Below are 25,971 nucleotides of genomic sequence, written 5' to 3' on the forward strand. Positions count from 1 at the left end.
GGATCTTCCAGCTCTTCGTTCGGGCAGTTCGATGCGTCGCCTAATGCTTGCAAGTGTCGGTTTTCTTGCCGCTCTGGCCGCACCGGCTTTCGCAGCCGAACCTGTGGCCGATGTGCCGATGACCGCGCCCGGTTTCGACTGGACCGGCCACTATGCCGGCCTGCAAGGCGGTTATGGCTGGGGCAGTTCCGACATCTCGGGAACCGAGGGCGAGCCGTTTGCCGCCTCGCCAGACCTCGACGGCGGTTTCGTCGGTGGCCATGTCGCCGGTCTGTGGCAATTCGACCAGGCTGTGCTCGGCGCCGAAGCAGAGCTTAACTATTCCTCGGCAAAGGGCGCCGAAGAACTGGGTGCGGGAAATCTGCTCGGCACGGATGTCAAGTGGTTCGGTTCCATCAATGCCAAGGCCGGCTATGCGATGGATCGGTTCCTGATCTACGGCATCGGCGGCGTCGCCTTTGCCGGCATCGAAACCTCCCAAGATGCCGGTACCTCGTTCGACAACACGCGAACCAGCATAGGCTGGACGGTTGGGGCCGGCGTCGACTATGCGCTGACCGACAGGTTCGTCGTCGGGGCGCAGTATCGCTACTATGATTTCAGCAAGGAGCATTTTGATGCGCCGGACGATTTTCTCGATCGCGACCAGAATGTGAAGCTGAATACGGTCGGCATCAATCTGAGCTACAAGTTCTGAGCCCCATCGCCGCGCCCGGTCACCGGGCAGGATCATGCTCGATCTCGCATGGTCCGCGACGGCAATTCTACGGCAATTCCAAGGACTGAGGGGCCGGCGTCCCCAGTGGGCGGGGGGATGGGTTGGGCCTGGTAGACGCCGGCCTCGACGGATCAGATCCGCCGCGCAGACACCGTATCATTGCCTGCGGCGCGCGGAATTGCGTGATCGCACCAGTATCACCATGCCCGCTTGTCTGAACGTCACCGGCGCAGCACTTGATGCCGCGTGCCGTTTATGATCCTGCCCTCGCACGCAGGCGCGCGTCCGCCATCGCAGTACCCGCGCCCGATCGCGCAGTGAACACTCAAAGAATTGCATCGAGAAAAGAGCCATCGAACCCGCAAGTGCGGACGAAGGTCCAAGAACATCAGCAAGACCTTGGTCCGAATACCTACAGCAGAGGTCCGATCAGCTCTCCTGCAAGGAACGTACTCGCATTCCTTTCATTTGTTGAACGGGTGCAGCAATGGTCCTTCATGTGCCCACGAGAGCAGGGTTACAATCATTTGCACCCTCAACCCCCTGCTCAGTTCGCAGGCAGAAAGCTCAAATCGAGATCTCGTGCGGCTTGAGCTGTCGTGAAACTACCCCGAGGGATCTGGAATGGAGAAACACTTATGAAAGCGATTTTTCTGACAAGTGCCATGGCGCTCGTTTTCGTTGCAATGCCGGTTGTCGCTTCGGCGGCAGAAGCCGACGTCGTCATCAAAACCCATCGCCATCATCACCGTCACGTGGCAGTGATCAACGATCAGGGCCATCGCCTCCATCATCGGCGCCATGGCACGGTGGCTTTCTATGACCAAGGTCGCCGGCATCATCGCCGCGACACCGTCGTCATAACGGGCTCAACTGAACGCCGTCACCACCGGCGTCACCCAGTGGTGATCTACGACAGCAACGACTAATATTGTGCAATCCGGCCCGGCTGATCGCCAACCCTGCCGGGCCGTGCCCGCGAGCGGCGGACCGACAACAAGGGAAGTGGAGGAAGCCAGGCGGGTCTTCCCTGTTGAAAATGAGTGCTTAATCGCAGCCCGGGTATGAGAGGCCGGTCGTGCTCTCCAGCTTGAGCTTCTGGTCCCTCAAGAGGGCGCCAGTAAAAAATAAGCGCCGGCGACCAGTGTCGATGTCAAACAAATCGCCATTGCCACGACCACCTTGGTCGCGAAGCGCTCAGCTCTCGCGCAAAGCGCGTCAGCAAAATCGTCGCTCTGGATACTTTTCAAGAGCGGCTTGGTGTCGACGCCAGCCATGTGATTGTCGTTGTCGGGGATTGTGACACGGTCACGGCCATCAGTTTTGATGGAACCAGGGGTCATGCTTTGCCTCACGAAGCGTCGGATTGACATCAGCCACCATTCGACGGAGCTGCCGGATTCGCCGATGCGGACGGCACTTTGGCTTTGGGAGCGTCAATCTTGACGCCGAATATTTTTTCCGCCTGCCAGAACAATGGCCACGGCAGCGCTGCCGCCAGAATTTACCACAGCGGGCCCGGCTGCCATGATCGGCCTCCAGTTGAAGATCATTAGCAAACGCAACGCACGCTTCCTACCGGCGGTTCCACTGCTAGGGCTTGGGTCCTATTGAACATGCGACCAAAGTCAGATCGTGGCGCGCAAAAGGCCCAAACCCACGGTTGTTTGGAACTCACGCGTCTAAGAGCGATTGCCTGACAGGCCATCGAACGATGGTTCCCCTGATCGATGGCCAGCATTGGGAGCCCTTGCCAACCCTGGCAATCCTTCGGGCGCCACCGCGCTTCGTCAAGCCCAACGAGAGAGAAAGGAAGCAACAATGAGAACCGATCTTACAACCGTCGTAGCGGGATTCCTGCTGCTTGCCGGCATCGGTGCCGCCGCCGCACAGGATGTGGTCATTCAGCCGCAGGACGAAACCGTCATACAAGAATACGTAAAGAAACAGCCTCTGGCCTCAGTCAAGATTCCCGGCGTCGAGCTCAACGTCGGGACCGCCCTGCCCGACACGGTCGAGCTTCATGAAATTCCCAACGTCAAATATCGCTACGTCGTCGTGGACAATCACACCGTCGTCGTGGATCCCGGCACACGCAAGATCGTAAAGATTATCCAGTGAGCGCTTGAACGCCACGATCCGCCGTTTCAGGTCGGCGGATCGTGGCAACGTTCGCCGAGGGCCCATAGCCGACGGCGCGCCTCGGCGCACGGTCGCCGAGCCGCCGCTAAGAGACCCGGGTGGCACCCGTTGGTGGCGGCTAGGCTCTGCAGAGCATTGAAGTAGAGTTAAGGTGGTGCGGACGACGGGAATCGAACCCGTACGATCAGAGATCGAGGGATTTTAAGTCCCTTGCGTCTACCAATTCCGCCACGTCCGCGCGCCTTTCGTTTCAACTACCTAGGCGATCTCGTCAATTAGGGCCATGCAGTCCCAAAAAAGCGTTGTGCAAAACACGTTCGTTTTCATTCGCCCCGCACCGATTCTTCGTCCCGCAGGGGCGACCGGTATCGGTCAAACAGCGATCGGATGGAGCTTCAGATGCTGGATCAGGATGATGGTCTTGGCGTCGATGATGCGGCCATCGGCAATGCCGGCCAGAGCCTCGTCGAGCGGCATTTCCAGCACCTCGATGTCCTCGCCTTCGTCCGCTGCGCCGCCACCGGCCGAAATGCGGTCGGCGGGCGAATAGAGGGCGGTGAAGAACCAGAGCCGCTCGGTGACGCTGCCTGGGCTCATGTAGGGCGAAAACAGCCGCTCCACATGGTTCAGCCGATAGCCGAGCTCTTCCTCCGCCTCCTTGCGGATGCAGGTCTCCGGATCGTTTTCGTCGAGCAGTCCCGCGCAGGCCTCGACCAGCGGCTCGCGGTGGCCGGTGACATAGGCGGGATAGCGGAACTGGCGCACCAGGAGCACGGTCGAACGATGGGGATCATAGGGCAGGATCACCGCGCCATCGCCGCGATCGTAAGTCTGGCGGATTTGTGTCTCCCATTGTCCGTCGCGGCGACGGTAGTCGAGGACGGTCTTCTTCAGAACCGCCCAGTCGTCGGATAGGATTTCTTCAGAACGGATGCGGATACGATCTTCCATCGGCTGCCTCCACGTTACCCGGGAGGCGTAGCCGCGAACCAGCGTTCACGCAATCGGGGCAGCGGTTGGTCCAGCAAGCATTTCACTCTCTCGTGTGTGGCATGGCGGCGATCGATCGCCTAAATAGCGCATCCTATTCCCGGAGTTTCGTTCATGACCACATCGCTTTTCCAGCCGATCACGCTCGATGGCTTGAGCTTTCCCAACCGCATCGCCGTCGCGCCGATGTGCCAGTATTCGGCCGAGGACGGCTCGGCGAGCGACTGGCATCTCCACCACTGGATGAACCTGGCAATGTCCGGCGCCGGCATGGTGACGGTCGAGATGACCGATGTCGAGCGGCGTGGCCGCATCAGCCATGGCTGCCTCGGCCTCTATTCCGAAGACAATGAAGCCGCTGCGCGCCGCGCCCTGGACGCAGCAAGGCGCGTGGCCGCACCCGGCACCAAATTCGGCACTCAGCTTGCCCATGCCGGCCGCAAGGCCTCGAACCGCAAGCCTTGGGAGGGCGGCGGACCGCTGCAGCCGAACGAGGATCCCTGGCAGACCGTCTCGGCTTCGGCAATCGCCTACGATACCGGCTGGAACGTGCCGCGAGCGCTGGAGGAAGAGGAGATCCTCCAGCTCATCGAGCGGTTCGCCGAGGCGGCGAGGCGGGCCGAACGCGCGGGCTTCGACTTCATCGAGCTGCACGCGGCGCACGGCTACCTGATCTTCCAGTTCCTGTCGCCGCTCTCCAACCAACGCACGGACAGCTGGGGCGGCTCGCTGGAAAACCGCATGCGTCTTGTCGTCGAGATCGCCAAGGCGGTGAAAAAGGCAGCGCCAAAACTGATGCTGGGCGCCCGGCTGTCGGTCAAGGATTGGGTCGATGGCGGTTTCGACGTCGAGGATGCGATCGAAGTGGCGAAAGCGCTGAAGGCCGAAGGCGTCGCTTATCTCTGTTGCTCGAGCGGCGGCAATTCGCCCTTGCAGAAACTGCCCTCCGGCCCCGGCTATCAGGTACATCTGGCGGAAGCCGTGCGCAGGGGCGCCGGCATCCCTACCCGCGCGGTCGGTCTGATCGACGATCCCAAGCAGGCAGAGGCGATCATCGCCGAAGGCCGCGCCGACATGGTTGCGCTGGCGCGCGCCTTCCTCGCCGACCCGCGCTGGGGGTGGCGAGCGGCCGCCACGTTCAGCGAGGCGATCCATCCCGCGCCGCAGCTCGCGCGCTCGGTGACGACGATGCAGCACTGGATGAAGGCGGCGGGTTGAGCGGCCCTTCCGAGAAGGCGGAACGCGTCGTCGGACGACCGCCGCAATAGAGCTTCCAAGGAGGTCTGGGACGTTTGGGCGCAGGCTGAAGACACGGTTGCAACCAAATTGACTGCTTTGCGTTGCGGCCATGATGGACAACAAGCCTTTTGAAACACCGGTCGTGGTCGAACTCGGCCATGTCGGCAAATATCGCCACATCCGCAGTACCCAAGAGGCGGCGGAGTGCCTGATGACGGTTTGGCCGCTCAATCGCGGCCCCCGTCATCGTGATGCTCTCGACACTTGCCTCAAAGTGCTGGAAGGTTATCGTTCGACAGCGGATGCGCGCCGGGCCCTTATCGAAGCCGCCAGGGAATCGGAAGTGCTGGTGCCAGACGACAAGCTGTCCGACGACCGCCTGCATTGAGCGGACGGACCTTTAAACCGGAGGTTTTTGATGGCGAAGCTGACTTACAAGATCGTCGAGCATGACGGCGGCTGGGCCTACAAGGTCGGAGCGACCTTCTCGGAGACGTTTCCCACGCATCAGGACGCGTTGCGGGCCGCCGAGATCGCTTCAGCCGAGCAGCAGGTCGCGGGGTCGACGGACGGCATCCAGTACGAGGATGCCGACGGCAAATGGCATGAGGAACTGGCTGATGGACGCGACCGGCCGCAGACCGAGGTTTCCGACTGATCTTTCAGCCCAAAGCCCGATCGCCCCAAAGGCCGGCCGCCCCGGAGCGCCGACCGCGGACGTCGGGAGAGAAAACGTCCTACGGTCAGCAGGGAGCTTACGGCTGATTATTTGCCGCAGTACTGGTCATTGACGTTGCCTTGAGCATTGGCGTCCGGACCTGGAGTGTTGTGAGCACATGGGCCCATCCCACCGGTATTGCCTTGGGTGCTCAACCCGGAGCCGTATGCGTTGATGCTCCCGGTGGTGCTCTGGTCGATGGCTGATGAATCCTCATTGCCGAACAGCGACCAATTGTTCCACCAATTGTCATGGTTGTAATACCTGCCGTCCGTCGACTGCGCCATCGCCGATGTGGCAAGACCGGCCGTCAGAACGAATGCCGCGAGAAGTTTTTTGTACATTGGATCACTCCGTTTTGTCTTCGTCGCCTTGGGTGCGACACGGGGCAAACCAGTCATCAGCCGAATGGTTCCTTGAATTCCTTGTGAAGCGTCGGTGAAGCGACGATCCACGGCGTGGACCACAAGCATCGCCAGCAGGAGCAACGCCGGCAGGCACCGGCGGCACAACGATCAGCCGTGCAGCTTCGCGGCGATTTCGGCGACGCGCCCGCCCTGGAACTTCGCGCCTTCGAGTTCCTGCGCCGAAGGCTGGCGCGAACCGTCGCTGTCGCTTGTGGTGGTCATGCCGTAGGGCGCCCCCCCACGCACGACATCGTTGCCCATCTGAGCCTGATAGGCATAGGACAGGGGAACGATGATCATGCCGTGGTGCTGAAGCATGGCCTGGGTGCTGATCAGCGCCAGTTCCGCGCCGCCGTGCTGGGTCGCGGTCGAAGACATCACCGAGCCGATCTTGTTGATCAGCGCGCCCTTGACCCATAGCGGGCCGGTCTGGTCGAAGAAGTTCTTCAGTTGCGCGCACATCATTCCGTAACGCGTCGAGGCGCCGACGATGATCGCGTCATAGTCGCTCAGTTCCAGCGGGCTGGCGATCGCCGCTTCCTGGTCGAGCTTGTAGTGGGCGGCCTTGGCGACCGCTTCGGGCACGAGTTCGGCGACGCGCTTGATGGTCACCTCGGCACCGGCTTCGCGAGCGCCTTCGGCTGCGGCCTTGGCCATCTGCTCCATGTGACCCCAGCTCGAATAGTAGAGAACAAGTACTTTGGCCATTTGCGTCTCCTTGACGTGATGATCCTCGCCCGCCCCAGCCACGCCAGGGTACTTAGGGCGCCAATATTCGGGGAATACCGCGTATGCGGGCACAGTTTGTTCACCGGTCGGATGGCATTGCCGCTGGCCGCGTGCCGCGCTATTTCAGGCGACCCGTTTTTGCCGGAGCCATCGATGTCCGAAATCGTTACCGCCGCCATGCTCGTCATCGGCGATGAGATCCTGTCCGGCCGCACCAAGGACAGGAATATCGGCCATCTGGCTGACATCATGACGGCCATCGGCATCGACCTGAAGGAGGTGCGCATCGTTCCCGATGAGGAAGACGAGATTGTCGCCGCGGTAAATGCGGTGCGGGCTCGCTATACCTATGTGTTCACAACCGGCGGCATCGGCCCGACCCATGACGACATCACAGCCGATTCGATTGCCAAGGCCTTCGGCGTGCCGTGCGAATACGATGCCAAGGCCTATGCCCTGCTGGAAACAAGCTATGCCGCTCGCGGCATCGAATACACCGAGGCCCGCAAGCGCATGGCCCGAATGCCGCGCGGCGCCGACCATATCGACAATCCGGTGTCGGTCGCGCCCGGATTCCGCATCGGAAATGTCCACGTGATGGCGGGCGTGCCCTCGATCTTCCAGGCCATGCTCGACAATGTCGTGCCGACGCTGAAAGCCGGCACGAAAATGCTGTCGGCAGCGGTGCATTGCCCGTTCGGCGAAGGTCTCGTCGGCGGGCCGCTGGGCGAGATCCAGAAAGCGCATCCGGACACGATCATCGGCTCCTATCCGAAATACGGCGACGGCAAGTTCTGGACCGAACTGGTGGTCCGTGCCCGCAGCCAGCAGGCCCTGGACGCTGCGCGCGCCGATGTCGAGGCGATGGTGGCCGGCTTTGCCAGCAGCGCGAGCTGATCCGGTCTAGGCCGGAACCAAGCACAACGCGGCGACGTTTCCTTGCCGCGGGCGGATCGCTCGCAAAATGAGGGGATCACCATGCGCTTCAAGACCATCGTCGCCATTCTGCAGAACGAGCAGGACGCGGAGCGCGTGCTCGACTTCGCCATTCCGCTTGCCGGCCGCTTCCAGAGCCATCTGATCGGCATCCACGCCGAAGCGCTTCCGGTGCCCTACACGTCGGCTACCGGCTTTCCCGACACCGAGTTCCTGCAGGTTTCGGCCGACATGAACCGCGAACGGGCCGAAAAGCTGCGGGCCGCGTTTCTCAGGCATATCGAGAATTCCGGCCTGTCCTTCGAATGGCACAGCCTGGAGAGTTTTTCCGGCGACAGCGCCCTGACCGGCATTTCAAGCGTGCGTGCCGCCGACCTGATCATCGCCGCGCAGCGCGAGACGGGCGGCGATGCGAGCGCCGACGTCGACACACTGGTCTACGACGCCGGACGGCCGGTGTTGGTAGTGCCGCACCTGGGTCCACTGATCACCACCTTCAAGCGTGTGCTGCTTGCCTGGAACGGCAGCAAGGAGGCCGCACGCGCCGCCTTCGATGCGCTGCCCTTCATCATCGAGGCCGACAAAACCGACATTCTGGTCATCGATCCGCCGGACACGCTCGATGAACGCCCCGAGGCCGCCGGAGCGGAAATCGCTTCCGCCTTGTCGCGTCATGGCGCCAGCGTGAGTGTCTCGGTGCAGAGATCGGGCGGCACCTCGGTCGACGAGGTGATCCAGACCAGGATCGCGGAGACCGGCGCCGATTTGCTGGTGCTTGGCGCCTACAGCCACTCGTGGCTGCGCCAGCTCCTGTTCGGCGGAGTGACGCGCTCCGTGCTGCGCACCGCGCCGGTGGCGGCTTTCCTGTCGCGGTAAGTTCACAGTGTCGTTTGCGGCCGCTCTTGCCAACCGCGAGGTTTTCCAGTTACTTCCGCGCGCATTCCCCTGTTTTCTGCGCGCGACCGCGCGTGCTGCGGAGTGCGCGAAAGATGTCCCTTCCCGAAAAAGCCTTTCCCGTCTCCTGGGACCAGTTCCACCGCGATGCGCGCGCGCTCGCCTGGCGGCTTGCCGGCACCAACAAGGCGCAATGGAAAGCGATCGTCTGCATCACGCGCGGCGGCCTCGTGCCGGCGGCGATCATCTCGCGGGAGCTTGGCATACGCGTTATCGAGACGGTCTGCGTCGCCTCCTATCATGACTACAGCAGCCAGGGTCAGCTGCAGGTGCTGAAGGAGGTCACGCCGGCCCTGCTTGCCGACGACGGCGCGGGCGTGCTGATTATCGACGACCTGACCGACACCGGCAAGACGGCTGGCATCGTGCGCGCCATGATGCCGAAGGCGCATTTCGCCACCGTCTACGCCAAACCGAAGGGGCGGCCGCTGGTCGATACTTTCGTCACCGAGGTCAGTCAGGATACCTGGATCTATTTTCCCTGGGACATGGGCTTCACCTACCAGAAGCCGATCGCTGACGATCACGCCGGCTGATTCGCGGCAAGCAACCTGCCGCAAATCGAGCCGCAGGGAAGTCTCATCCACTAGGCAAAGGGTCTCGCGAGGCTGGCTGGCGCGCGGAAATCGGCGTCTGTTGGCGAAAATCGGCCATCCTGATGAAAGTTTTTACTTTTATTGCCGACAATTGGCCGTAAGATTCGTGAGACGGCAAACGATTCTGGGGGCTGGGGCTAGCTTCTCCGATGCTGACGAGGCCAACGACGCACAACCATCTGGCCGAAAGGGTCCGGCGACTCTTCGGCACCGCGCCGTGCCGTCTGCAGGTAGCCGCCCTGCCCTGGCGCGAAACCGGAAACAGCGTCGAGATCATGCTGATTACCAGCCGCGATACCGGCCGCTGGGTGCTTCCGAAGGGCTGGCCTGAAGCCAGGGAGCCGCTTTGCGAAGCCGCGGCGCGCGAGGCTGTCGAGGAAGCCGGACTGCGCGGGACGATCTCGCATCTCGAGGCCGGCCGCTACTTCTACGCCAAGGCCCTGGCCTCCGGCGAGGAAGTGCCGTGCGAGGTATTGGTGTTCCCGCTGCATGTCGACAAGGTCGCCGACCATTGGAAGGAGAAACGCTCCCGCACCCGCAAATGGGTCAGTTCGAGCGAAGCGGTGCGGATGGTCAACGAACCGGATCTTTGCCAGATCATCGCCTATTTCTGCGCCGACCCGCGCCGGTTTGCCTGAACCCGGGACCGGCCGCGCCACCAAACAGATCGGACGGGGGCGCCTGCGGCGTGAATGCTTTTCTAATGAAGACGTAATAGGATCTGATCCGATCCTGGCGTTTACCGATGACAAATCCCGCAAATCCCAATCCAGAGCGATCCGACGAGCACAAGCGCGAGCATCGCCAGCGCGTGCTCAAGGGCGGCACGATCATCACGGGCATCTCGAATTCGGAAGTTGGCTGCACGCTGCGCAATCAAAATGGAGGCGGCGCCGAACTCAAGGTTCCGCCCGAAGCAAGAATTCCGGATCATTTCCTTCTCTATGTGCCCGTCGACGGCATCGGCTATCGATGCGAGGTCCGCTGGCGCCGCAACGGCCGGATCGGGGTGCACTTCACCGGAACCGAGCCGAAGCCCAGGATGCATTACGGCTGATCCGCGACGTCGGATGCGCCAGATGGTCTGTGCCTGCATCACGCCCCGGAGCCGTCGCGAAGCCTGACAAGCGCGTCTTTGTCCCTCGGCCGGGGGCTACCGCGGCAGCTCCATTCTATCCCCGTTATCCACATGTGTGACACACAAGATGTTGAGGTCACAAAAGCTACGCAAACGAATCCTTGACGGCGCAAAACGAGTCGCCTTTTATAGGCCATGCGCTCCTGTTGAGAGCGCGACCGGAAAGTTCTGAGCCCGGTCTTTTTCCCGGATTATGTGCGTTTTTCCCCACATTTCCGCCTGTTTACGAGGCTGGCGGAAGCGTTGGGATTGCGGGGGCATGGGCGATAAAAGGGAGAATTGTCGGACTGGAATAAATTGTCTGTTAACACTATATTTAGTGTTTGCAGGCAGGTTCGACGCTAGATAATGTGAATTTCCCTCGAGTGAGGGAATCGGAAAAAATCAGTTTTGAGGGACCCGCGGGTTCGTCGGTGAGTTGGACAGGCGCTTCGCAAGAAGTTTGACCAGCAAGGCGGACGAAGACCGCGAAAATGGAGAGCCGGCCGTTTTCGAACGCCGGCAGACGGCGGACATGCGCGTTTCGCATTGGGAGCAGAAATCTCCTGACGAAAGCGCTATATATAGACAAAAGGGACCGGACCAATGCGCATCGAGCGTCGTTTCACCAGACAAGGACAATCGGCCTACGCGGAGATCGAATTCCGCAAGGCGCTCTCCGAGATCAAGAATCCGGATGGCTCGGTGGTGTTCCGCTTGGACAATATCGACGTGCCGGCGCAATTCTCCCAGGTCGCCGCCGACATCCTGGCGCAGAAATATTTCCGCAAGGCCGGCGTCCCCGCGCGGCTGAAGAAGGTCGAGGAGAACGATGTTCCCTCCTTCCTGTGGCGCTCCGTCGCCGACGAGGCCGAACTTGCCAAGCTGCCGGAAGCCGAGCGCTACGGGTCCGAGATCGACGCCCGCCAGGTCTTCGACCGGTTGGCCGGCACCTGGACCTATTGGGGCTGGAAGGGCGGCTATTTCAAGTCGGAGGAAGACGCGCGCGCCTTCCGCGACGAGCTTGCCTACATGCTTGCCACCCAGCGCGTGGCGCCGAACTCGCCGCAATGGTTCAACACCGGCCTGCACTGGGCCTATGGCATAGACGGCCCGAGCCAGGGCCACTTCTATGTCGACCCGTTCACCGGCAAGCTGACCAAGTCGAAATCCTCCTACGAGCACCCGCAGCCGCATGCCTGCTTCATCCAGGGCGTGCAGGACGACCTCGTCAATGAGGGCGGCATCATGGATCTGTGGGTGCGCGAGGCGCGCCTGTTCAAATACGGCTCGGGCACCGGCTCCAATTTCTCGCTGCTGCGCGGCGAGGGCGAAAAGCTGTCCGGCGGCGGCCGTTCGTCCGGCCTGATGAGCTTCCTCAAGATCGGCGACCGCGCCGCGGGCGCCATCAAGTCGGGCGGCACGACGCGCCGCGCCGCCAAGATGGTCATCGTCGACGCCGATCACCCCGACATCGAGGAATTCATCGACTGGAAGGTCAATGAAGAGCAGAAGGTCGCCTCGCTGGTGACCGGCTCCAAGATCGTCAAGAAGCATCTCGAAGCGATCATGAAGGCCTGCGTCAACTGCGAAGGCCATGACGACGACTGCTTCGACCCCGCCATCAACACGGCGCTGAAGCGCGAGATCAAGGCGGCCAAGAAGGACGCGGTGCCGGAGAACTACATCTACCGCGTCATCCAGTTCGCCAAGCAGGGCTACACCTCGATGTCGTTCAAGACCTACGACACCGACTGGGATTCCGACGCCTACCTCACCGTCTCCGGCCAGAACTCCAACAATTCGGTGTCGCTGAAGGACAATTTCCTGCGCGCCGTCGAGGATGATGCCGACTGGCATCTCACCGCCCGCAAGGACGGCAAGGTGCTGAAGACGCTGAAGGCCAGGGATCTCTGGGAAAAGATCGGCTACGCCGCCTGGGCATCCGCCGATCCGGGCCTGCACTTCAACACGACGATGAACGACTGGCACACCTGCGCCTCCGCCGGTGCGATCCGGGCCTCCAACCCATGCTCGGAATACATGTTCCTCGACGACACGGCCTGCAATCTCGCCTCGATCAATCTGCTCCCCTACCGCAATGCCGACGGCACGATCGACATCGCTGCCTATGAGCATACGGTCAGGCTGTGGACCATCGTGCTGGAAATCTCGGTCATGATGGCGCAGTTCCCGTCAAAGGAGATCGCCAAGCTCTCCTACGACTACCGCACGCTGGGCCTCGGCTATGCCAACATCGGCGGCCTGTTGATGACCTCGGGCATTCCCTACGATTCCGATGAGGGCCGCGCCATCTGCGCCGCGCTCACCGCCGTCATGACCGGCACCGCCTACGCCACCTCGGCCGAGATGGCGTCCGAGCTCGGCGCCTTCCCCGATTACGACCGCAATGCGCAGAACATGCTGCGCGTCATGCGCAATCATCGCCGCGCCGCCTATGGCGACAAGGACGGCTACGAGAAGCTGGCCGTCAACCCGGTGCCGCTGGTCGCTTCCGACCTCAAGCAGCAGGAGCTGGCGACGCACGCCAAGGCTGCCTGGGACCGTGCCATCGAACTCGGCGAGGAGCATGGCTATCGCAACGCGCAGGCGACCGTGATCGCGCCGACCGGCACGATCGGTCTGGTTATGGATTGCGACACAACCGGCATCGAGCCCGACTTCGCGCTGGTGAAGTTCAAGAAGCTCGCCGGCGGCGGCTATTTCAAGATCATCAACCGCGCCGTGCCGGAAGCGCTGCGCACGCTGGGCTATTCGGAAAGCCAGATCGCCGAGATCGAGGCCTACGCCGTCGGCCACGGCAATCTCAACCAGGCGCCCGGCATCAACCCCGGCTCGCTCAAGGCCAAGGGCTTCACCGACGACAAGATCGCGGCGCTCAACGCGGCGCTGAAGTCGGCCTTCGACATCAAGTTCGTCTTCAACCAGTGGACGCTCGGCGCCGACTGGGTGAAGGAGACCTTTGGCTTCACCGACGAGCAGCTCAACGACTTCTCGTTCGAGATGCTGCCGGCACTGGGCTTCTCCAGGAAGGACATCGAAGCCGCCAACATCCATGTCTGCGGTGCGATGACGCTCGAGGGAGCGCCCTTCCTCAAGGCCGAACACCTCCCCGTGTTCGATTGCGCCAGCCCCTGCGGCAAGATCGGCAAGCGCTCGCTGTCGATCAACAGCCACATCCAGATGATGGCGGCGGCACAGCCTTTCATTTCCGGCGCCATTTCCAAGACCATCAACATGCCGAATGACGCCACGGTGGAGGACGCCAAGAACGCCTACATGCTGTCGTGGAAGCTGGCGCTGAAGGCCAACGCGCTCTACCGCGACGGCTCGAAGCTCTCGCAGCCGCTCAATGCCTCGCTGCTCGCCGATGGCGAGGAGGACGAGGACGAGGCGATCGAACAGCTGGTCGCCGCGCCTGCCGCGCAGCGTGCGGTGCAGGTCACCGAAAAGATCGTCGAGCGCGTCGTCGAGCGTCTCTACCGCGACCGCGAGAAACTCCCGAACCGCCGCAAGGGGTATACGCAGAAGGCGGTCGTCGGCGGCCACAAGGTCTACCTGCGCACCGGCGAGTTCGACGACGGTCGTCTCGGCGAGATCTTCATCGACATGCACAAGGAAGGCGCTGCCTTCCGGGCGATGATGAACAATTTTGCCATCGCCATCTCGCTCGGCCTGCAATATGGCGTGCCGCTGGAGGAATTTGTCGAAGCCTTCACCTTCACCAAGTTCGAGCCGGCCGGCATGGTGCAGGGCAATGACGCGATCAAGAACGCGACGTCGATCCTCGACTACGTGTTCCGCGAACTTGCGGTCTCTTATCTCAACCGCCACGACCTCGCCCATGTCGACCAGTCGGATTTTGACAAGACGGCACTTGGCCGCGGCATCACCGAAGGCAAGGCCACGCCGTTCTCCAAGGGCCTTTACCGCGGTGCCTCGCCGGTCAAGCTGGTGTCGGGCGCCGAGCCTAAGGGATTTGGCGGGTCTGGCCCGGCCACGGCCCCTGCCCGCGTGGCGCCGACGGCCTTCTCTGGCTCCAACGTGCTGGCGCTGAAGCCGGCGAGCGACGAGGCCATCGCCTACAAGCGCGACTATGAGGAACGCGCCAGGGAACTGGTCGAGGACATCGCCGAGGAGGAAGCCGAGGCTTCGGGTGCCGAGGGGCTGTTCTCCGACGCCGCCGCGCACGAAGCCGCGGAAGCCAAGGCGCTCGCCGCCACCCGGCGCCAGCAATCGCTGATGCAGGGTTACACCGGCAACGAATGCTCGGAATGCCACAACTTCACCATGGTGCGGAACGGCACCTGCGAGAAGTGCGATACGTGTGGAAGCACGAGCGGGTGCAGCTGAGAGCTGATGCCGCCTCGGCTTACAGTCCGCGAAGTCATTCGCTTGCTGGAGACCGATGGCTGGTATCTGGTTGCAACCAAGGGCAGCCATCGCCAATATAAGCACAAGATAAAAGCCGGCCGCGTCACCGTGGCCGGCAAGTCGTCTGAAGAGGTTGCACCAGGGACATTGAACAGCATCCTCAAGCAGTCCGGGTTAAAGGAGTGACGACATGCGTTACGCTGTGGTGATTGAAAAAGCAGGAGATAATTTTTCTGCTTATGTGCCGGACCTGCCCGGCTGTATCGCGACCGGCGCGACGGTGCCTGAGGTGGAAACCGAGATTCGCGACGCAATACGCTTTCATATCGAGGGCTTGCGTGCCGATGGGTTGGATGTGCCCGAAAGTGTCAGCCTGGCAGAATATGTAGAGGCATAGAAGGCGCCGCTGCGATCCTTCCAATCCAGATCAGCCTCTGACCTCAGCACCTATTCCGCCGGCAACACTCGCAGCGTCTGCTCATCAAACAGCGGCTCGTCCTGGCCAATCCGGACAAACAGCAGCTTTTGCGCCGCACCCGCCGGTATCTCGAAATACTGGATGCCATCGGGCATCTCGCCCCAGTCGCCGCAGGGCGGTTCGGGGACCTCGTTGGGGTCGGCAAGTGCCTTCAGCTCTTTCGCGTAGGCGGCGTCGGGGCTGAATGTATAGCGTTTGACACCGGCGGGCACGGTTCCTTCCGTGTAGGGGGCGAGCACGCAGCGTGCGCCGACGGCGTTGTCGGTCTTTTCCAGGAACAGCCGCTGCAACGCGGCTTCGGCAGTTTCGCCGGGCTTGATGTCGAATACCTCAACCAGAGGATCGGCCGCGCCGCCATCGCTGTATTTGACGGCGAGCGCCTCGCCTGCGAACTCAAAGTGGATCTGGCGGAAACCGAAATCGCAGCGCTGCACCCAGGCGGCGAGCCCGACGGTTTTGTCGGTCAGCCTTTCCCAGGCGCATTTGTCGATGGGCGGGCGCGACGGCGCCGGTTCATCCGCTCGTGCCACGGCCGATATTGCCACGGACGCAAACAGGGCGCTGCCCCAGACGATCGATATCATGGCGCTATTCATCGCTGCATCCTGTCAAAGTGAAGACATCCCACGCCGAGCCACCGGGGTTGGCGTTGGCGAAGTCGACCCAATCGGTGAAAGCCACGCCGAAATCGGCAGCAGCAGCCCTTTCGGCGCCGGCGTCGCTTCGCGCGAGTTCAACTGCTCGGCGCCGCCTCCGGTCAAGGCATAGACTTGGCCCTCCCATATCCTGCACAGGCCGCTGCCGTCCTGCAGCCCCGCTTCGCGGTCATCGTCGGTGCAGGGATGGCGGATGGTGCCGAGCGGCAACGAATTCCTGCCGTTGGTCCAGGTGATATCGGCCGGGAGGCGGATATCGGTCTTGGGCACGGCCAGCGAAAACACCTGCGCCGTCAGTGCCGCCGGCTCATTGGCGAGCGGCCGGAATTGCATGATCGCACCGGAGCGCTGCTCCCGATAGGTGGCATGGCTCAGCAAGCATTCCCCGGCGTTCGCCACCTGCATCGAACTGAGCAGACCCGCGAAGACGAAGGCCAGTTTACGGGTGATCATCAAATGTCCCTGGGAAAGCGTTGTGAAAGCCAAATGCTGGCCGCATACCGTCCCGCACAGTCGCATCATCCACGCAAAAGCATAAGCGAAATCCGGAACGGCTGCATTGTCGGCTCCTTGGACGAAAACTTATCTCTCGCAACCCAACAGCCTGTATGGTCGAGCGCACTGATCGAGGGGTGGTGATGCGACGTTTGGTGATTACGATGGCAATGTCCGCATTCGCGACTGGTGCTGCGCTGGCGGCGTCGCCCTATGTCGGGACTTGGTCCAGCGACCGACTGAACTGCCACGCGGCCGCCGACATCCAACGCCAGACCGTCTACTCCGTAGACCGAGCGGCCCTGTCGCTGCCCGAGTTCGGCTGCGAGCACGCGTCATTTCGCAAGTCGCCGACCGGCTGGGTGGTACATGCTAGCCGGTGCTACGGATCGTACCCGTCACTGGAGGAGCCCTTCACTCGTGTCATCCATATCGAGAGGCATGGCGCCACGATGCGGTTCACCTGGCCTGGCTTCGACAGCGGACTTCTTGTGCATTGCTGAGGCGTTCGCGTCAGACCAGCCCGACCAGAAAAGCAGCGCTGCCGAGAAAGCCAACCGAACAGACCCACAGCACCCACAATCCGAGCACCCTGCATTCGAGCACCGCCGAAGCAGGGTTGGCGGGGTCATAGTGCACGTCCACCTTGGTGCCCTCGACATAGCGCCGCGCCTGAGCCCCGACGAGGCCTGGCAACGAAGCCGTCACGCTGGCGCCGAAAGCGACGCGATCGGCACTGTATCGCTGGCCGGCGACGCCATGGCTGTAGACGATGCGGGATTTGAAAACAGTACGCCAGGGCCGATAGCTCCCGGTCCGCTCGCGGGTTTTGATCGCCTGCAGGCCCGACGCGTCGATGCGGCCGACGGCGACCGGCCATTTTGCCGCCTGCTCGGCCATCGATTTCTGGACGAAGCCCATGCGCAGGACAAACAGGCCCATGAACAGCAACAGAGCCGCCGCACCGACATACTGCGGCTTGGGCAAATACGGGCCGATCGCCTCCAGGACACCGCCGACGGAAAACACCAACACCAGGGCGCCGACCACCAGCCCGGCGGAAAGCTGCACCATGAATTTGAAGGCGCCCTCCGGCATGGTGCGCTCGATCACGGCCTTGGCCGGATCGACAGGGTTATAGAAGACGGTCACGGCTGCGCCGCGGGGAAATCGCGCAAGGGTTTCGGCGACTTCGAAATTCCCCAGATTTTCCTGCACGCTGTAGTGCGAACTCTGAAATGTCTTCTTATCCACCTTGTACTCGAAGGTGATCGCCGGAAAATTGCGGATCTCGGTGGAATCGCTGCTGTCAGACCCGGAGCCGGAGCTTCGGACCTCGCGCGCTTCGACGCGCGAGGAGATGATCTTTCCCGGCGCCGGCAACCAGCGGCTGACCGCTTTGACCTCTCGCCATTTCAGGAAAGTGACGATCGACAGCCCGCCGGCGACCGCGCAGGCAAAGCCGACCAACAGAAATTTGAGTTCCAACTCATCTCCCCCGGAGTTCAGGAGCCCGCACATAGACATCATGACGACGGCAATGTCTTGCTTATTCGCTGAAACGGCCGAAGCCTCCGCGGATGCTCATCATCGTCTCCCATTTGCTGGCCAAACCGGCGGAGACCTGGGAGAGCGAAGCACGCCAAGCCTGATGGCTTGTTTCAATCCGCGTCGGCCACCATTTGCCGGCCGCCGGCCCAGGCGCGCCATTGCCGTTCGTCGCCCTGGAAGACGTTGAGATCGATGCGGCCGGTTACGCCGTGCGACAGGCCGGAGCCGGAATATTGCCAGAACAGCCATTTGCGGCCGGGATAGACTTTTGAGGGGTGCTGCGCCACGGCGCGCAGCCAGAACGAATAATCGAGGAATTCGCCGCGAAGATTGTCGCGGTAGAAATCGGGCGCGGTGTAGATGATGGGCCGCTGGCCGTAATGGCGTTCAAGCTTGTCCATGAACACCTGCATCTTCTCCAGCACCTTTTCGCGCGACGGCCGCCGCTTGCAGCTGGATTCGCCATTCCATTCGACATCGATCACCGGCGGCAAGGCGCCCTCGACCCTGGGCACGTTGCGGATGAACCAGTCGGCCTGCTCGCCGGCGGTGCGGCACCAGTAGAAGAAGTGATAGGCGCCGCGCTTCAGCCCTGCGGCGTCGGCGTTGCGCCAATTCCTGGTGAACATCGGATCGAGATGGTCGCCGCCGTCGGTCGCCTTGATGTAGGCGAAGTTGGCCCCCTGGGCGCGCAGCTTCTCCCAGTTGACGTTGCCTTGCCAGCGCGACACGTCGACACCATGCACGGCAAGGTGGCGGGGCGAGGAGCGGCCGAAATTGATCGGCTTGGCATCGCGAAAGCCGTAGCGCGTGACAGGCCCGGCCAGCATCGGCGGTGCCGCCCGCGACAAGAGCTTCGGCGGCGATACCAGCGCCGCCGGCTCGACGACCGGCGGCTCGACGCTGTCCGGCAGGTCGGGCGCCGGAAACGCCACCGTCTCTTCCTCCGCCAGGCCGTAAGGTCGGACATTCTCGTCCACCGGCATGGCTTCCGCCATCCTGCGTTCGGCTGCCATTCTCCGTTCGGCCTTGGTCACTGGGGCGGATGCGATCGGCGCGCTTGGTCGCACCACCGAGTTGGTGATCTCGTTCGACGGCTTCTGGATGTCCAGCGCGTCCATGCCGGATGTCGACGAGCAGCCGGCAAGGCACAGCGTTGCGATCACGAAACTGACGGCGCCTGGTAACCGCATCTGGACCTGTACTCAAACACAACAGACCGAAGGCAACGGCCGACGGACAAACCAGGTCTAGTTATGAACGAGAAATTACCAATAAAGATTGAATCAAGTTTTTAAGCATGTTGGGCACGGTTCCGAGTGTCGGCCGTGCGCGGTGACAAGCGCAATCTAGGCCTGCCGATCCTATCGCCTGAAGACGCCGATCATCGGCCCCAGGTTCCAGTAGTCGTCATTGCGGCCGATGGCCGGCGCGAGCAGGCTCGATATCGACCCGTCGAGGAACAGCGCATTGTCGCAGCCGAGCCCGTCGCGAAACAGGCGTGCGAATGCATGGAATGTCACCGTGCCATTCGAAATGGCGAAGACGACGACGCCGTCCTTTCGCACCCCGACACCGTCGCGCGTCTTGCGCGAGGTGCTGTCGGCCCGGAATTTCTGGTGCAACTTGCCGTTGATCACCAGCATCGGCCCGGACTGCGTGGCATAATCGGTGGGCGGACGCTTCTCTAAGAAATCCCTTGTCGCGCGGACCGCGGCCTTGCCGTCGCTGATGTAGAAAATACCATTGGGCTGGAGCGAAAAATTGCCGCTTCCCGACCCGACCTTCGCCGAGGCCAGTTCCTGCCCGCGCTCGACATACAGGCCGACCGGCGCGAGGTTTGGATGGTACATTCCGGCATTGATGGCGAACAGCATCGTGCGCCCGGCCCGCCGCTGGGCATCGTCGAGATTGTGGAGCGATTGATAGGGCTTGCCGGCCGGATCCTTCCAGAACAATTCGATCCGATATTGCCTGGGATCGACCTCGCAGACCAGATAGCTGGTGACCTCGAAGACGAAATCGCGGCACGGCGGCAACGAGGCGAACCATTGGCCGACTCCCATGCCGATCGCCGCCGCCGACGGCAGCGCGGTCTTGATCAGCGCGAGCAGTAATGGCGCGGATTGGAGGACAGTCAAAAGATCCATGCGCGCACCGGATTTCCAGTTCCAACGAGCCGCCGCCAGCATTCGCCGGCACGACGCAAGAACGGTCCCAAGCGGGAATGGATCAAACGGCCAAGGTCGACATGCGGCTGCCGACGCAAGACATCGGCGACATCATTGAACAGAGCTGACGAGCCGCTCGTCGCCGCCAAGGATGGAAACCCAGCGACCGCTGTTGTCGCTCGCCTGTCTCTTCAGGTAGCGATAGCCTGTCTGGTTCCAGAGGCGAACCTTGTCGCTGAGATTGTCGAGGATGAAATCGCCCTTGTCGGTGCGCACCGTAAGCACTGCGTGGCCTTCGCCGTCGGGCTTGCGCACCACCGTCATCAGCAGATTGGCAATGGCAATGCCGGCGGCCTGGAGTTCGCGCTGCTTTTCAAGCGCGTAGTCTTCGCAGTCGCCAAACCCGTTATCGGGGTAGGCCCACCACTCATCCTTGCCGTAGTTGTCCATGTCGCTCATCGGCTTGACGCGGGTGTTGACCGAGAGATTTACGGCGGAAATTTCCCGCAACAGCTGGCCGGTCATGCTCTCCGGAGCGTTGGCGGGCGAGCGGATGGAGCATTCGGCAGAATGGACCTTGCAAAAATCATAGTGCCCGATCGGCTGGGAGGTTTGCCCGCCGATGGTCATGGAAAGCGGTCCCGCATTCGCCAAACCCGCGGCCGAACAAAAAGCCGTCAGCGCCAACGCAAACCCCAAACCCCTCGCCTTGCGGCGCCAACCCACCGAGGATGCCATACGGCCCCACCCATCTATTTTTGTTAACAGAACGTTAAAGATGGATTTTGCCTGGAGTCAATGAAGGCGGCCGATCACATCTTTGGCGATCGACTCATGCCCGACCGGGGTTGCGCCGAAGCAACACCGGCTCGCACGTTCCTGGAGTTGCCTTTTAGTCCCTTGTCTGAAGTCGGCGGAAAACCGCTGCGCGCTTTTCCGGGATTGCTTCAGGCAAGCCATCCCATCGCCAGGCCCAGCAGCAAAGCGATGCCGAGCACGCCGCGATAAATGACGAAAGGCCAGGCCGAGAAGCGTTCCAGCACACGCATCAGGCTCCATATAGCAAAGAAGGCGGATAGCGAGGCAACCACCAGGCCGACCGCGAGGATCGACCAGCCATGGGCATCGAGATGGGCCTTGTGCAGTTCCCAAAGCTCCTTGAGACCGGCGAGTGCGATGGCCGGCAGCCCAAGCAGGAATGAAAAGCGCGCCGCTTCTTCCCGCTTGAAGCCGAGCCCCAGTGCCGCCGTCAAGGTCGAACCGGACCGCGAGACGCCCGGGATCAATGCGCCGATTTGGGCGATGCCAACGAGCAGCGCATCGGCCATGGAAGCCTGGCCCATGGTGCGCGCATGGCGGGCACGGAGTTCGGCCAGCGCCAGCAGGAGTGCCATCACGATGCAGGCCCAGCCGATTACCCCGAGGCCGCGCAGCGGCGAATTGCAGGCGTTGAGAAGGCCAGACAGAGCCACGCCGGCGATGACGATCGGGATCGTCGCCAGCACGATCCAGAGCGCCAGCCGGAAATGTCGGTCGGCCAAATCGCGCCGTTTCAAGGCACTGACCGAACCGGACAGGATGTCCCTGACATCGTTCCAGAAGTAGCTGATCACCGCGGCGAGGGCCGCAAGCTGCATGGCGGCGGAGAAAGCGGAGCCGGGATCCTGCCAGCCCAGCATCGCCGGGACGACGCGCATGTGGGCGGTCGAGGAAATCGGCAGCAGTTCGGTGATGCCTTGCACCAAGCCGAGAAATGCGACCTTGGCGTAGCCCAGGCCGACAAAGCCCATGTCCATGCCTTGCATGCAGCTGTCGGCCATGTCGAATTCCATGTCAGAGAGATCGGAGTTGCGCGGGGAACGACTGGGGCGATCGGCCCCTGGGCAAGCCATACCGCCATGGGACGGAAAATCAATTTACGGATTTGTGAACTGGCACCCGGGAATGGGCGTCAGCGAGTGCGGAAGGCGCGTTCGAATATCAACACCGCGCCGCCTCGGCGCGTTGGCAGCACCAGGCAGTGGCCAGACCGGCCCGGCGGGTCGGTCCGCAAAAACTGGAGGAAATCACGATGCGATCAGGGGCACAGCCAGAGTGTCTGGCACGCCCTGGCGATCACGTGCGCCGGCGGGACAACCGGCTCCTCGACGGAAGGCCGACGCGCCCGTTCGAGCAGCATGCGCACCTGTTCCGGGCGCACACGATCGCGCTCCATCACAAGCAGGACCATCGGATCGCTCAAAAGCTCGTCCAGGGTACTGATGCTGTCGTTCATCCGTCGTCTCCTCGAATGCCGGCCCGCACCGGTTAAATAGGGAGACAATGATGGCTCGCCAATGACGCTTTGCCGGCTTTCGCGTGACTGTTTCGGTTATTTCGTGACTGTTTCGATTAATTTTTGTCACGGTCACGTAATTTCACCCTTCTGTTGGCCCGCTTCATCCGGCACAGCTCATCGGTTTCGGCGCTCAAGCGCCGATCCACCTTCTTTCATAAGGCGGGAAGGGAGGCCGGAGGCCTCAGGCAGGCGGCGCGCCTTCGTGCTGCGGCAAGCCGTCATCGAGCACCACCCAGGGCTGCTTGGAGGCGGTCCAGATGTGCATCTGCGGCTTGAAGACGGACGGATCGTCGAGTGACCCGGTGGTGACGCCTATAATGCCGGCGGCATCGCGCCGCGAAAACATCGTCGTACCGCAGCTTGGGCAAAACCCGCGTTTAATATCCGGCGAGCTGTTCGCGGTCGCCAACGGCCCTTCGACCGTCACATCGTCGATGCGAAACAGCACACGCGCATTGCAGGCGGCGCCGATCGCCTTTTGACAAAGCCGACAATGGCAGATGCGTTCGTTGACGGGCTCGACGTCGGCGCGATAACGCACCGCCCCGCACAGGCATCCGCCCTGATAGTTAGCCATTGCCGTATCCATTCCCGAGAAGATTTGATGCGAGACTATCGAGGCCGGATATCGGGTCAATTCAAAAGCATTGATGCGATCCCATCGACTGCAGCGATAAAACTGCCGGCCGCCTCCAGGGAGACCGCCGGCAGCCAATGCCGGCAAGCTATTCGGTTTCGCCGACCACCTCGTCCCAGCTCTTCACCTTGGTCTCGCCGTTGAGGAACGGCAGCGCGGCGGCCGTCAGCTCTGGAGCGAAGAAGACGTCGTAGTGGGTGCGATTGGGCAGGATCGCCAGGCGGTTCCGCGACAGGTTTTCACGCATCCAGCCCGCGTCCTTCAAACCGCCGCCGAGCATCTGGTAGAACTTGATCTCGTGCTCGGGCTTGTACATGTCGCTGTCGCCGTAGGCCAGCATGACCGGCATCTTCAGCTTGGGAACATCGGCCGAGTAGTCGTAGTTCTGGCGCATGAAGTTGCCGAGCGTGTCGAGCAGCTTCGGGAACTCCTCGGGATGCGGCGCCACGGCGACGTAGGATTTGTACATCGGCGTGTCCTTCATGAAATCGGCCGCTGCCGCGCTCACTTGCGCCTGCTGCGGGCGCATCTCGTCATAGAAACCGTCGGCGGCATAGCCGGTCGAGACCAGCACAAGCCGGCGCACCGTTTCGGGGTGCTGGACGGCCATCCGGAAGGCGACGCCGCCGCCCAGAGAATAACCCATGACGTCGACCTCGCCGTAACCAAGCCGTTTGACGATATCAGCCATGTCGTCGCCCATCGCCTCCAGCGTGAACGGCCGGTCGCCAAGCGCGGTGCGGCCATGGCCTTGCAGGTCGACGGTGATGACAGTGCGATGTTCGGCAAGCTTCGGCAGAATGGGGGCGAACATGTCCGCTGTGCCGAGACCGCCATGCAGCAGAAGCAGCGGCTCGCCTTTGCCGTGGACGGCATAATAGTAATTCAGGCCGTTGATCGGCAGCAGGCCGGATTTTTCAGGCTTCGGCGGTGTCTTCGCTTCGGTCATCATGGCAGATTTTACCTCGTTTGCGTTGGTGATGCCCGGACAGGCGAGAAGCGCCGCGGCCGAAGCAAGAATGGCGAAAAGCAGGGCTTTGGACATATCAATCTCCTCCAGTCTGTCCGTGTGTCGGTGCGTTCTTGAGCTGGCTGGTGCATCGGCCCCAACCCGCGCGAAAACCGATCGAGAATATTGGTCTGACCGGCTTCCGTCCCAAGGACGAACCAGCGAAATGCAAACCGACATCATCAAGGAGAAATTCTGGGGCTTTCCCGTGGATGAGGACCAACGGCGAAATCGAGGACGCGTCAGTGGCGCTTGGCTTGCACCAGATAGGCATCGATCTCGGTCTCGCCGAGCCACTTGGCCGCTTCCAGCCGATGCAGGCCTTCTACCAGGATATGACGCTTGCCGTCGTGACGGACCTGGATCGGCATCTTCATGCCATTTTCCAGAATGTCCTCGGCGAGATGACGGACCGTCTCGGGATGCAGCGTCTTCTTACGCGCCGTCGGCACGTAGATGTCGTCGACCTTGACCTTCTGCACTCTGAGCATGTCGACCCCCGGGGCGGAACGCCGCCTTGTCCTGAGATAGTCGCTTTGTTGACGAGGGCCAAGGGCATGGCGACGAATAGGGCGGAGGCAACCGGGTTTGTCTGCCGCCGCGCACTCGATATTGCGTATCAGCCTTTGTAGATACGGTCCTCGAGCGGCGTCTCGGCAATCAGCGCCTGCAGCCCTGACAGCAACGCCTTCTCGGCGCGGTTCATCGCCTTGTCCGGATTGACCAGCAGGAAGATATCGACGGCCGGCGGCGCATCATAGGGCGGCAGCCGCCACAGCGCGCCGTCGGCCACATCGCGCCGCGCCACATGCAGCGGCAGCGGGCCGATGCCGAGCCCGGCGACGATCATGCGCCGCACCTCCTCCAGGCTCGACGAAACGCCCACGACATCGGCGTTCAGCCGTGCTTCGCTACGCAACAGTGCGACCGGCCGCAGCGCATCCGAAATATGGTCGGTCTGGAACGATACTGACGGCTCGTCGCGGAGATCGGCGAGCGTCAGTCCGGTTTGCCCATAGAGCCTGTGCCGCGGCCCGCAAAAGAAGCCGAAGAACTCGCGATAGACCATGTCGTATTGCAGCGCCGGATCGCGCTGGCTGACTAGGCAGACGCCAAACGAAGCACGGCGCTCCCTCACCTGCTTGGCCACTTCGGTGCTTGCCGCGACCGAAATGGTGATGCTGGCGCGCGGATAGTTGCGGTGGAATTCCGACAGCGCCCGATCGAACAGCGGCGAAACCACATGGCTGGCGGTCGCGATCATGACGTGGCCGGTGACATCGTCGCTGATGCCGCGCATCAAGAGCGGCAGTTGCGATACGGTGCCGAACACCTCGATGCTCTGCTCGTAGAGAAGCCGTCCAACCTCGGTGAGCTCGAAGCGCGTCGCATCGCGTTCGACCAGCCGCCGGCCGACCCGGTCTTCCAGCCGCCGCAGCGCATTGCTGACGCTTGGCTGCTTGAGGTTCAGCCTCTCGGCGGCACGCGTTATGCTCTTCACCTCCGCGATGACGACGAATGTCCGCAAAAGGTTCCAGTCCAGATCCCAGACCAGCCGTTCGGGGCGCGGCAATGCCATTCCTGGTATCTATGCTCCCTATTTCCATTATCTATTTGCGCAATGCTACCGCAAAGGCAATCATTGCCGTCAGGAGTGCGCCCCAACGCCTCCCAAGAACAAGCCTTCGCGCTCCA

The 25,971-nt window shown here is 62.1% G+C and carries 31 protein-coding genes and 1 tRNA gene; 15 read left to right on the forward strand and 17 right to left on the reverse strand.

Going from position 1 to position 25,971, the window contains the following annotated elements; genetic code table 11:
* Positions 1-31: 31 nt before the first annotated feature.
* On the forward strand, positions 32-697 hold the full coding sequence (locus FJ973_RS27145) for an outer membrane protein (protein ID WP_140558503.1): 666 nt from the start codon (positions 32-34) through the stop codon (positions 695-697).
* Between the two features lie 659 nt (positions 698-1,356).
* Positions 1,357-1,647, forward strand: coding sequence for a hypothetical protein (locus FJ973_RS27150; RefSeq protein WP_140558505.1), 291 nt, complete (start codon positions 1,357-1,359; stop codon positions 1,645-1,647).
* 177 nt (positions 1,648-1,824) lie between these two features.
* Here the strand turns inward: FJ973_RS27150 and FJ973_RS27155 are convergent, their stop codons facing one another.
* The gene (locus tag FJ973_RS27155; protein ID WP_140558506.1) at positions 1,825-2,061 is read right to left on the reverse strand and encodes a hypothetical protein; all 237 of its coding nucleotides are present in this window, start codon (positions 2,059-2,061) and stop codon (positions 1,825-1,827) included.
* 478 nt (positions 2,062-2,539) lie between these two features.
* Here FJ973_RS27155 and FJ973_RS27160 point away from each other — a divergent pair, with 478 nt between their 5' ends.
* Positions 2,540-2,839 carry a DUF1236 domain-containing protein gene (locus tag FJ973_RS27160; RefSeq protein WP_140493726.1) on the forward strand — a complete coding sequence of 100 codons (300 nt, stop codon included), beginning with the start codon at positions 2,540-2,542 and terminating at the stop codon, positions 2,837-2,839.
* 173 nt (positions 2,840-3,012) lie between these two features.
* Here FJ973_RS27160 and FJ973_RS27165 read toward each other — a convergent pair.
* Positions 3,013-3,098, reverse strand: a tRNA-Leu gene (locus FJ973_RS27165).
* A 134-nt stretch (positions 3,099-3,232) separates the two neighbouring features.
* Complete coding sequence (locus FJ973_RS27170) at positions 3,233-3,811, reverse strand: NUDIX domain-containing protein (RefSeq protein WP_140517660.1); 579 nt, start codon at positions 3,809-3,811, stop codon at positions 3,233-3,235.
* A gap of 153 nt (positions 3,812-3,964) precedes the next feature.
* Here FJ973_RS27170 and FJ973_RS27175 point away from each other — a divergent pair, with 153 nt between their 5' ends.
* From FJ973_RS27175 to FJ973_RS27185, 3 genes are all read left to right on the forward strand, one after another.
* Positions 3,965-5,068, forward strand: coding sequence for an NADH:flavin oxidoreductase/NADH oxidase (locus FJ973_RS27175; RefSeq protein ID WP_140558508.1), 1,104 nt, complete (start codon positions 3,965-3,967; stop codon positions 5,066-5,068).
* A gap of 130 nt (positions 5,069-5,198) precedes the next feature.
* The gene (locus tag FJ973_RS27180) at positions 5,199-5,477 is read left to right on the forward strand and encodes a DUF982 domain-containing protein (protein WP_032920128.1); all 279 of its coding nucleotides are present in this window, start codon (positions 5,199-5,201) and stop codon (positions 5,475-5,477) included.
* Positions 5,478-5,507: 30 nt separating this feature from the next.
* A complete protein-coding gene (locus tag FJ973_RS27185) occupies positions 5,508-5,747 on the forward strand; it encodes a DUF2188 domain-containing protein (RefSeq protein WP_140493732.1) in 240 nt (79 codons plus the stop codon).
* A gap of 107 nt (positions 5,748-5,854) precedes the next feature.
* Here FJ973_RS27185 and FJ973_RS27190 read toward each other — a convergent pair whose 3' ends face one another.
* Both FJ973_RS27190 and wrbA read right to left on the reverse strand, forming a co-directional pair.
* The gene (locus FJ973_RS27190; protein ID WP_140558510.1) at positions 5,855-6,151 is read right to left on the reverse strand and encodes a hypothetical protein; all 297 of its coding nucleotides are present in this window, start codon (positions 6,149-6,151) and stop codon (positions 5,855-5,857) included.
* Positions 6,152-6,322: 171 nt separating this feature from the next.
* Complete coding sequence (gene wrbA / locus FJ973_RS27195) at positions 6,323-6,922, reverse strand: NAD(P)H:quinone oxidoreductase type IV (protein WP_140517663.1); 600 nt, start codon at positions 6,920-6,922, stop codon at positions 6,323-6,325.
* Positions 6,923-7,096: 174 nt separating this feature from the next.
* On the opposite strand from wrbA, the gene FJ973_RS27200 reads away from it, so the two are divergent.
* From FJ973_RS27200 to FJ973_RS27235, 8 genes are all read left to right on the forward strand, one after another.
* Positions 7,097-7,840 carry a competence/damage-inducible protein A gene (locus tag FJ973_RS27200; protein WP_140558512.1) on the forward strand — a complete coding sequence of 248 codons (744 nt, stop codon included), beginning with the start codon at positions 7,097-7,099 and terminating at the stop codon, positions 7,838-7,840.
* An 81-nt stretch (positions 7,841-7,921) separates the two neighbouring features.
* Positions 7,922-8,755, forward strand: coding sequence for a universal stress protein (locus tag FJ973_RS27205; RefSeq protein WP_140493736.1), 834 nt, complete (start codon positions 7,922-7,924; stop codon positions 8,753-8,755).
* A 113-nt stretch (positions 8,756-8,868) separates the two neighbouring features.
* A complete protein-coding gene (gene gpt, locus FJ973_RS27210) occupies positions 8,869-9,369 on the forward strand; it encodes a xanthine phosphoribosyltransferase (protein ID WP_140493737.1) in 501 nt (166 codons plus the stop codon).
* 209 nt (positions 9,370-9,578) lie between these two features.
* Positions 9,579-10,067: an NUDIX hydrolase gene (locus FJ973_RS27215; RefSeq protein ID WP_140493739.1), complete on the forward strand. Its 489-nt coding sequence runs from the start codon at positions 9,579-9,581 to the stop codon at positions 10,065-10,067.
* Between the two features lie 107 nt (positions 10,068-10,174).
* Positions 10,175-10,486 (forward strand): PilZ domain-containing protein, encoded by a 312-nt coding sequence (locus FJ973_RS27220; protein ID WP_140558513.1) that lies wholly within the window; start codon positions 10,175-10,177, stop codon positions 10,484-10,486.
* A gap of 666 nt (positions 10,487-11,152) precedes the next feature.
* Entirely contained in the window at positions 11,153-14,920 is a 3,768-nt protein-coding gene (locus tag FJ973_RS27225) for a vitamin B12-dependent ribonucleotide reductase (protein WP_140558515.1), read from the forward strand.
* A gap of 6 nt (positions 14,921-14,926) precedes the next feature.
* Complete coding sequence (locus FJ973_RS27230; RefSeq protein WP_140517667.1) at positions 14,927-15,127, forward strand: type II toxin-antitoxin system HicA family toxin; 201 nt, start codon at positions 14,927-14,929, stop codon at positions 15,125-15,127.
* Positions 15,128-15,131: 4 nt separating this feature from the next.
* Positions 15,132-15,338 (forward strand): type II toxin-antitoxin system HicB family antitoxin, encoded by a 207-nt coding sequence (locus tag FJ973_RS27235; RefSeq protein ID WP_140517668.1) that lies wholly within the window; start codon positions 15,132-15,134, stop codon positions 15,336-15,338.
* Positions 15,339-15,388: 50 nt separating this feature from the next.
* Here FJ973_RS27235 and FJ973_RS27240 read toward each other — a convergent pair whose 3' ends face one another.
* Positions 15,389-16,015: a hypothetical protein gene (locus tag FJ973_RS27240; protein WP_140517669.1), complete on the reverse strand. Its 627-nt coding sequence runs from the start codon at positions 16,013-16,015 to the stop codon at positions 15,389-15,391.
* 12 nt (positions 16,016-16,027) lie between these two features.
* Positions 16,028-16,528, reverse strand: a complete 501-nt coding sequence (locus tag FJ973_RS27245) for a hypothetical protein (protein ID WP_246675956.1) — start codon at positions 16,526-16,528, stop codon at positions 16,028-16,030.
* Positions 16,529-16,734: 206 nt separating this feature from the next.
* Between FJ973_RS27245 and FJ973_RS27250 the strand changes: the two genes are divergently transcribed.
* Complete coding sequence (locus FJ973_RS27250; RefSeq protein WP_224519152.1) at positions 16,735-17,073, forward strand: hypothetical protein; 339 nt, start codon at positions 16,735-16,737, stop codon at positions 17,071-17,073.
* A gap of 10 nt (positions 17,074-17,083) precedes the next feature.
* On the opposite strand, the gene FJ973_RS27255 is transcribed toward FJ973_RS27250, so the two are convergent.
* The 10 genes from FJ973_RS27255 to FJ973_RS27300 all read right to left on the reverse strand — a co-directional run bounded on the left by FJ973_RS27255 (position 17,084) and on the right by FJ973_RS27300 (position 25,855).
* The gene (locus tag FJ973_RS27255; RefSeq protein WP_246675958.1) at positions 17,084-18,058 is read right to left on the reverse strand and encodes a DUF3592 domain-containing protein; all 975 of its coding nucleotides are present in this window, start codon (positions 18,056-18,058) and stop codon (positions 17,084-17,086) included.
* A gap of 173 nt (positions 18,059-18,231) precedes the next feature.
* Complete coding sequence (locus FJ973_RS27260; protein WP_140558516.1) at positions 18,232-19,314, reverse strand: GH25 family lysozyme; 1,083 nt, start codon at positions 19,312-19,314, stop codon at positions 18,232-18,234.
* A 171-nt stretch (positions 19,315-19,485) separates the two neighbouring features.
* Positions 19,486-20,271: a phosphodiester glycosidase family protein gene (locus tag FJ973_RS27265; protein WP_140517672.1), complete on the reverse strand. Its 786-nt coding sequence runs from the start codon at positions 20,269-20,271 to the stop codon at positions 19,486-19,488.
* A 132-nt stretch (positions 20,272-20,403) separates the two neighbouring features.
* Positions 20,404-21,030 carry a transglutaminase-like cysteine peptidase gene (locus tag FJ973_RS27270; protein WP_140547555.1) on the reverse strand — a complete coding sequence of 209 codons (627 nt, stop codon included), beginning with the start codon at positions 21,028-21,030 and terminating at the stop codon, positions 20,404-20,406.
* A gap of 209 nt (positions 21,031-21,239) precedes the next feature.
* A complete protein-coding gene (locus FJ973_RS27275; protein ID WP_140558518.1) occupies positions 21,240-22,112 on the reverse strand; it encodes an undecaprenyl-diphosphate phosphatase in 873 nt (290 codons plus the stop codon).
* Positions 22,113-22,369: 257 nt separating this feature from the next.
* Positions 22,370-22,567, reverse strand: coding sequence for a hypothetical protein (locus FJ973_RS27280; RefSeq protein WP_140558520.1), 198 nt, complete (start codon positions 22,565-22,567; stop codon positions 22,370-22,372).
* Positions 22,568-22,811: 244 nt separating this feature from the next.
* Entirely contained in the window at positions 22,812-23,207 is a 396-nt protein-coding gene (locus tag FJ973_RS27285; protein WP_140558560.1) for a GFA family protein, read from the reverse strand.
* 148 nt (positions 23,208-23,355) lie between these two features.
* Positions 23,356-24,312, reverse strand: a complete 957-nt coding sequence (locus FJ973_RS27290; protein ID WP_140558521.1) for an alpha/beta hydrolase — start codon at positions 24,310-24,312, stop codon at positions 23,356-23,358.
* A gap of 206 nt (positions 24,313-24,518) precedes the next feature.
* Positions 24,519-24,767, reverse strand: a complete 249-nt coding sequence (locus tag FJ973_RS27295) for a ParB N-terminal domain-containing protein (protein WP_006206067.1) — start codon at positions 24,765-24,767, stop codon at positions 24,519-24,521.
* 128 nt (positions 24,768-24,895) lie between these two features.
* Positions 24,896-25,855, reverse strand: a complete 960-nt coding sequence (locus tag FJ973_RS27300) for a LysR family transcriptional regulator (protein WP_140558523.1) — start codon at positions 25,853-25,855, stop codon at positions 24,896-24,898.
* Positions 25,856-25,971: the final 116 nt, after the last annotated feature.

The organism is Mesorhizobium sp. B2-1-3 (assembly GCF_006442495.1).
GTDB lineage: Bacteria > Pseudomonadota > Alphaproteobacteria > Rhizobiales > Rhizobiaceae > Mesorhizobium.

Excerpts from the sequence above, each read along its gene's own strand:
- FJ973_RS27280 (WP_140558520.1), bottom strand. The coding sequence starts at position 22,567 with ATGAACGACAGCATCAGTACCCTGGACGAGCTTTTGAGCGATCCGATG.
- FJ973_RS27230 (WP_140517667.1), top strand. The coding sequence starts at position 14,927 with ATGCCGCCTCGGCTTACAGTCCGCGAAGTCATTCGCTTGCTGGAGACC.
- FJ973_RS27185 (WP_140493732.1), top strand. The coding sequence starts at position 5,508 with ATGGCGAAGCTGACTTACAAGATCGTCGAGCATGACGGCGGCTGGGCC.
- FJ973_RS27150 (WP_140558505.1), top strand. The coding sequence starts at position 1,357 with ATGAAAGCGATTTTTCTGACAAGTGCCATGGCGCTCGTTTTCGTTGCA.
- FJ973_RS27145 (WP_140558503.1), top strand. The coding sequence starts at position 32 with ATGCGTCGCCTAATGCTTGCAAGTGTCGGTTTTCTTGCCGCTCTGGCC.
- FJ973_RS27290 (WP_140558521.1), bottom strand. The coding sequence starts at position 24,312 with ATGTCCAAAGCCCTGCTTTTCGCCATTCTTGCTTCGGCCGCGGCGCTT.
- FJ973_RS27250 (WP_224519152.1), top strand. The coding sequence starts at position 16,735 with ATGGCAATGTCCGCATTCGCGACTGGTGCTGCGCTGGCGGCGTCGCCC.
- FJ973_RS27295 (WP_006206067.1), bottom strand. The coding sequence starts at position 24,767 with ATGCTCAGAGTGCAGAAGGTCAAGGTCGACGACATCTACGTGCCGACG.
- FJ973_RS27180 (WP_032920128.1), top strand. The coding sequence starts at position 5,199 with ATGATGGACAACAAGCCTTTTGAAACACCGGTCGTGGTCGAACTCGGC.
- FJ973_RS27275 (WP_140558518.1), bottom strand. The coding sequence starts at position 22,112 with ATGGCCGACAGCTGCATGCAAGGCATGGACATGGGCTTTGTCGGCCTG.
- FJ973_RS27205 (WP_140493736.1), top strand. The coding sequence starts at position 7,922 with ATGCGCTTCAAGACCATCGTCGCCATTCTGCAGAACGAGCAGGACGCG.
- FJ973_RS27220 (WP_140558513.1), top strand. The coding sequence starts at position 10,175 with ATGACAAATCCCGCAAATCCCAATCCAGAGCGATCCGACGAGCACAAG.
- wrbA (WP_140517663.1), bottom strand. The coding sequence starts at position 6,922 with ATGGCCAAAGTACTTGTTCTCTACTATTCGAGCTGGGGTCACATGGAG.
- FJ973_RS27160 (WP_140493726.1), top strand. The coding sequence starts at position 2,540 with ATGAGAACCGATCTTACAACCGTCGTAGCGGGATTCCTGCTGCTTGCC.
- FJ973_RS27175 (WP_140558508.1), top strand. The coding sequence starts at position 3,965 with ATGACCACATCGCTTTTCCAGCCGATCACGCTCGATGGCTTGAGCTTT.
- FJ973_RS27190 (WP_140558510.1), bottom strand. The coding sequence starts at position 6,151 with ATGTACAAAAAACTTCTCGCGGCATTCGTTCTGACGGCCGGTCTTGCC.
- FJ973_RS27215 (WP_140493739.1), top strand. The coding sequence starts at position 9,579 with ATGCTGACGAGGCCAACGACGCACAACCATCTGGCCGAAAGGGTCCGG.
- FJ973_RS27200 (WP_140558512.1), top strand. The coding sequence starts at position 7,097 with ATGTCCGAAATCGTTACCGCCGCCATGCTCGTCATCGGCGATGAGATC.
- FJ973_RS27300 (WP_140558523.1), bottom strand. The coding sequence starts at position 25,855 with ATGGCATTGCCGCGCCCCGAACGGCTGGTCTGGGATCTGGACTGGAAC.
- FJ973_RS27170 (WP_140517660.1), bottom strand. The coding sequence starts at position 3,811 with ATGGAAGATCGTATCCGCATCCGTTCTGAAGAAATCCTATCCGACGAC.
- FJ973_RS27155 (WP_140558506.1), bottom strand. The coding sequence starts at position 2,061 with ATGACCCCTGGTTCCATCAAAACTGATGGCCGTGACCGTGTCACAATC.
- FJ973_RS27285 (WP_140558560.1), bottom strand. The coding sequence starts at position 23,207 with ATGGCTAACTATCAGGGCGGATGCCTGTGCGGGGCGGTGCGTTATCGC.
- FJ973_RS27235 (WP_140517668.1), top strand. The coding sequence starts at position 15,132 with ATGCGTTACGCTGTGGTGATTGAAAAAGCAGGAGATAATTTTTCTGCT.
- FJ973_RS27270 (WP_140547555.1), bottom strand. The coding sequence starts at position 21,030 with ATGGCATCCTCGGTGGGTTGGCGCCGCAAGGCGAGGGGTTTGGGGTTT.
- FJ973_RS27225 (WP_140558515.1), top strand. The coding sequence starts at position 11,153 with ATGCGCATCGAGCGTCGTTTCACCAGACAAGGACAATCGGCCTACGCG.
- FJ973_RS27265 (WP_140517672.1), bottom strand. The coding sequence starts at position 20,271 with ATGGATCTTTTGACTGTCCTCCAATCCGCGCCATTACTGCTCGCGCTG.
- FJ973_RS27245 (WP_246675956.1), bottom strand. The coding sequence starts at position 16,528 with ATGATCACCCGTAAACTGGCCTTCGTCTTCGCGGGTCTGCTCAGTTCG.
- gpt (WP_140493737.1), top strand. The coding sequence starts at position 8,869 with ATGTCCCTTCCCGAAAAAGCCTTTCCCGTCTCCTGGGACCAGTTCCAC.
- FJ973_RS27260 (WP_140558516.1), bottom strand. The coding sequence starts at position 19,314 with ATGCGGTTACCAGGCGCCGTCAGTTTCGTGATCGCAACGCTGTGCCTT.
- FJ973_RS27240 (WP_140517669.1), bottom strand. The coding sequence starts at position 16,015 with ATGAATAGCGCCATGATATCGATCGTCTGGGGCAGCGCCCTGTTTGCG.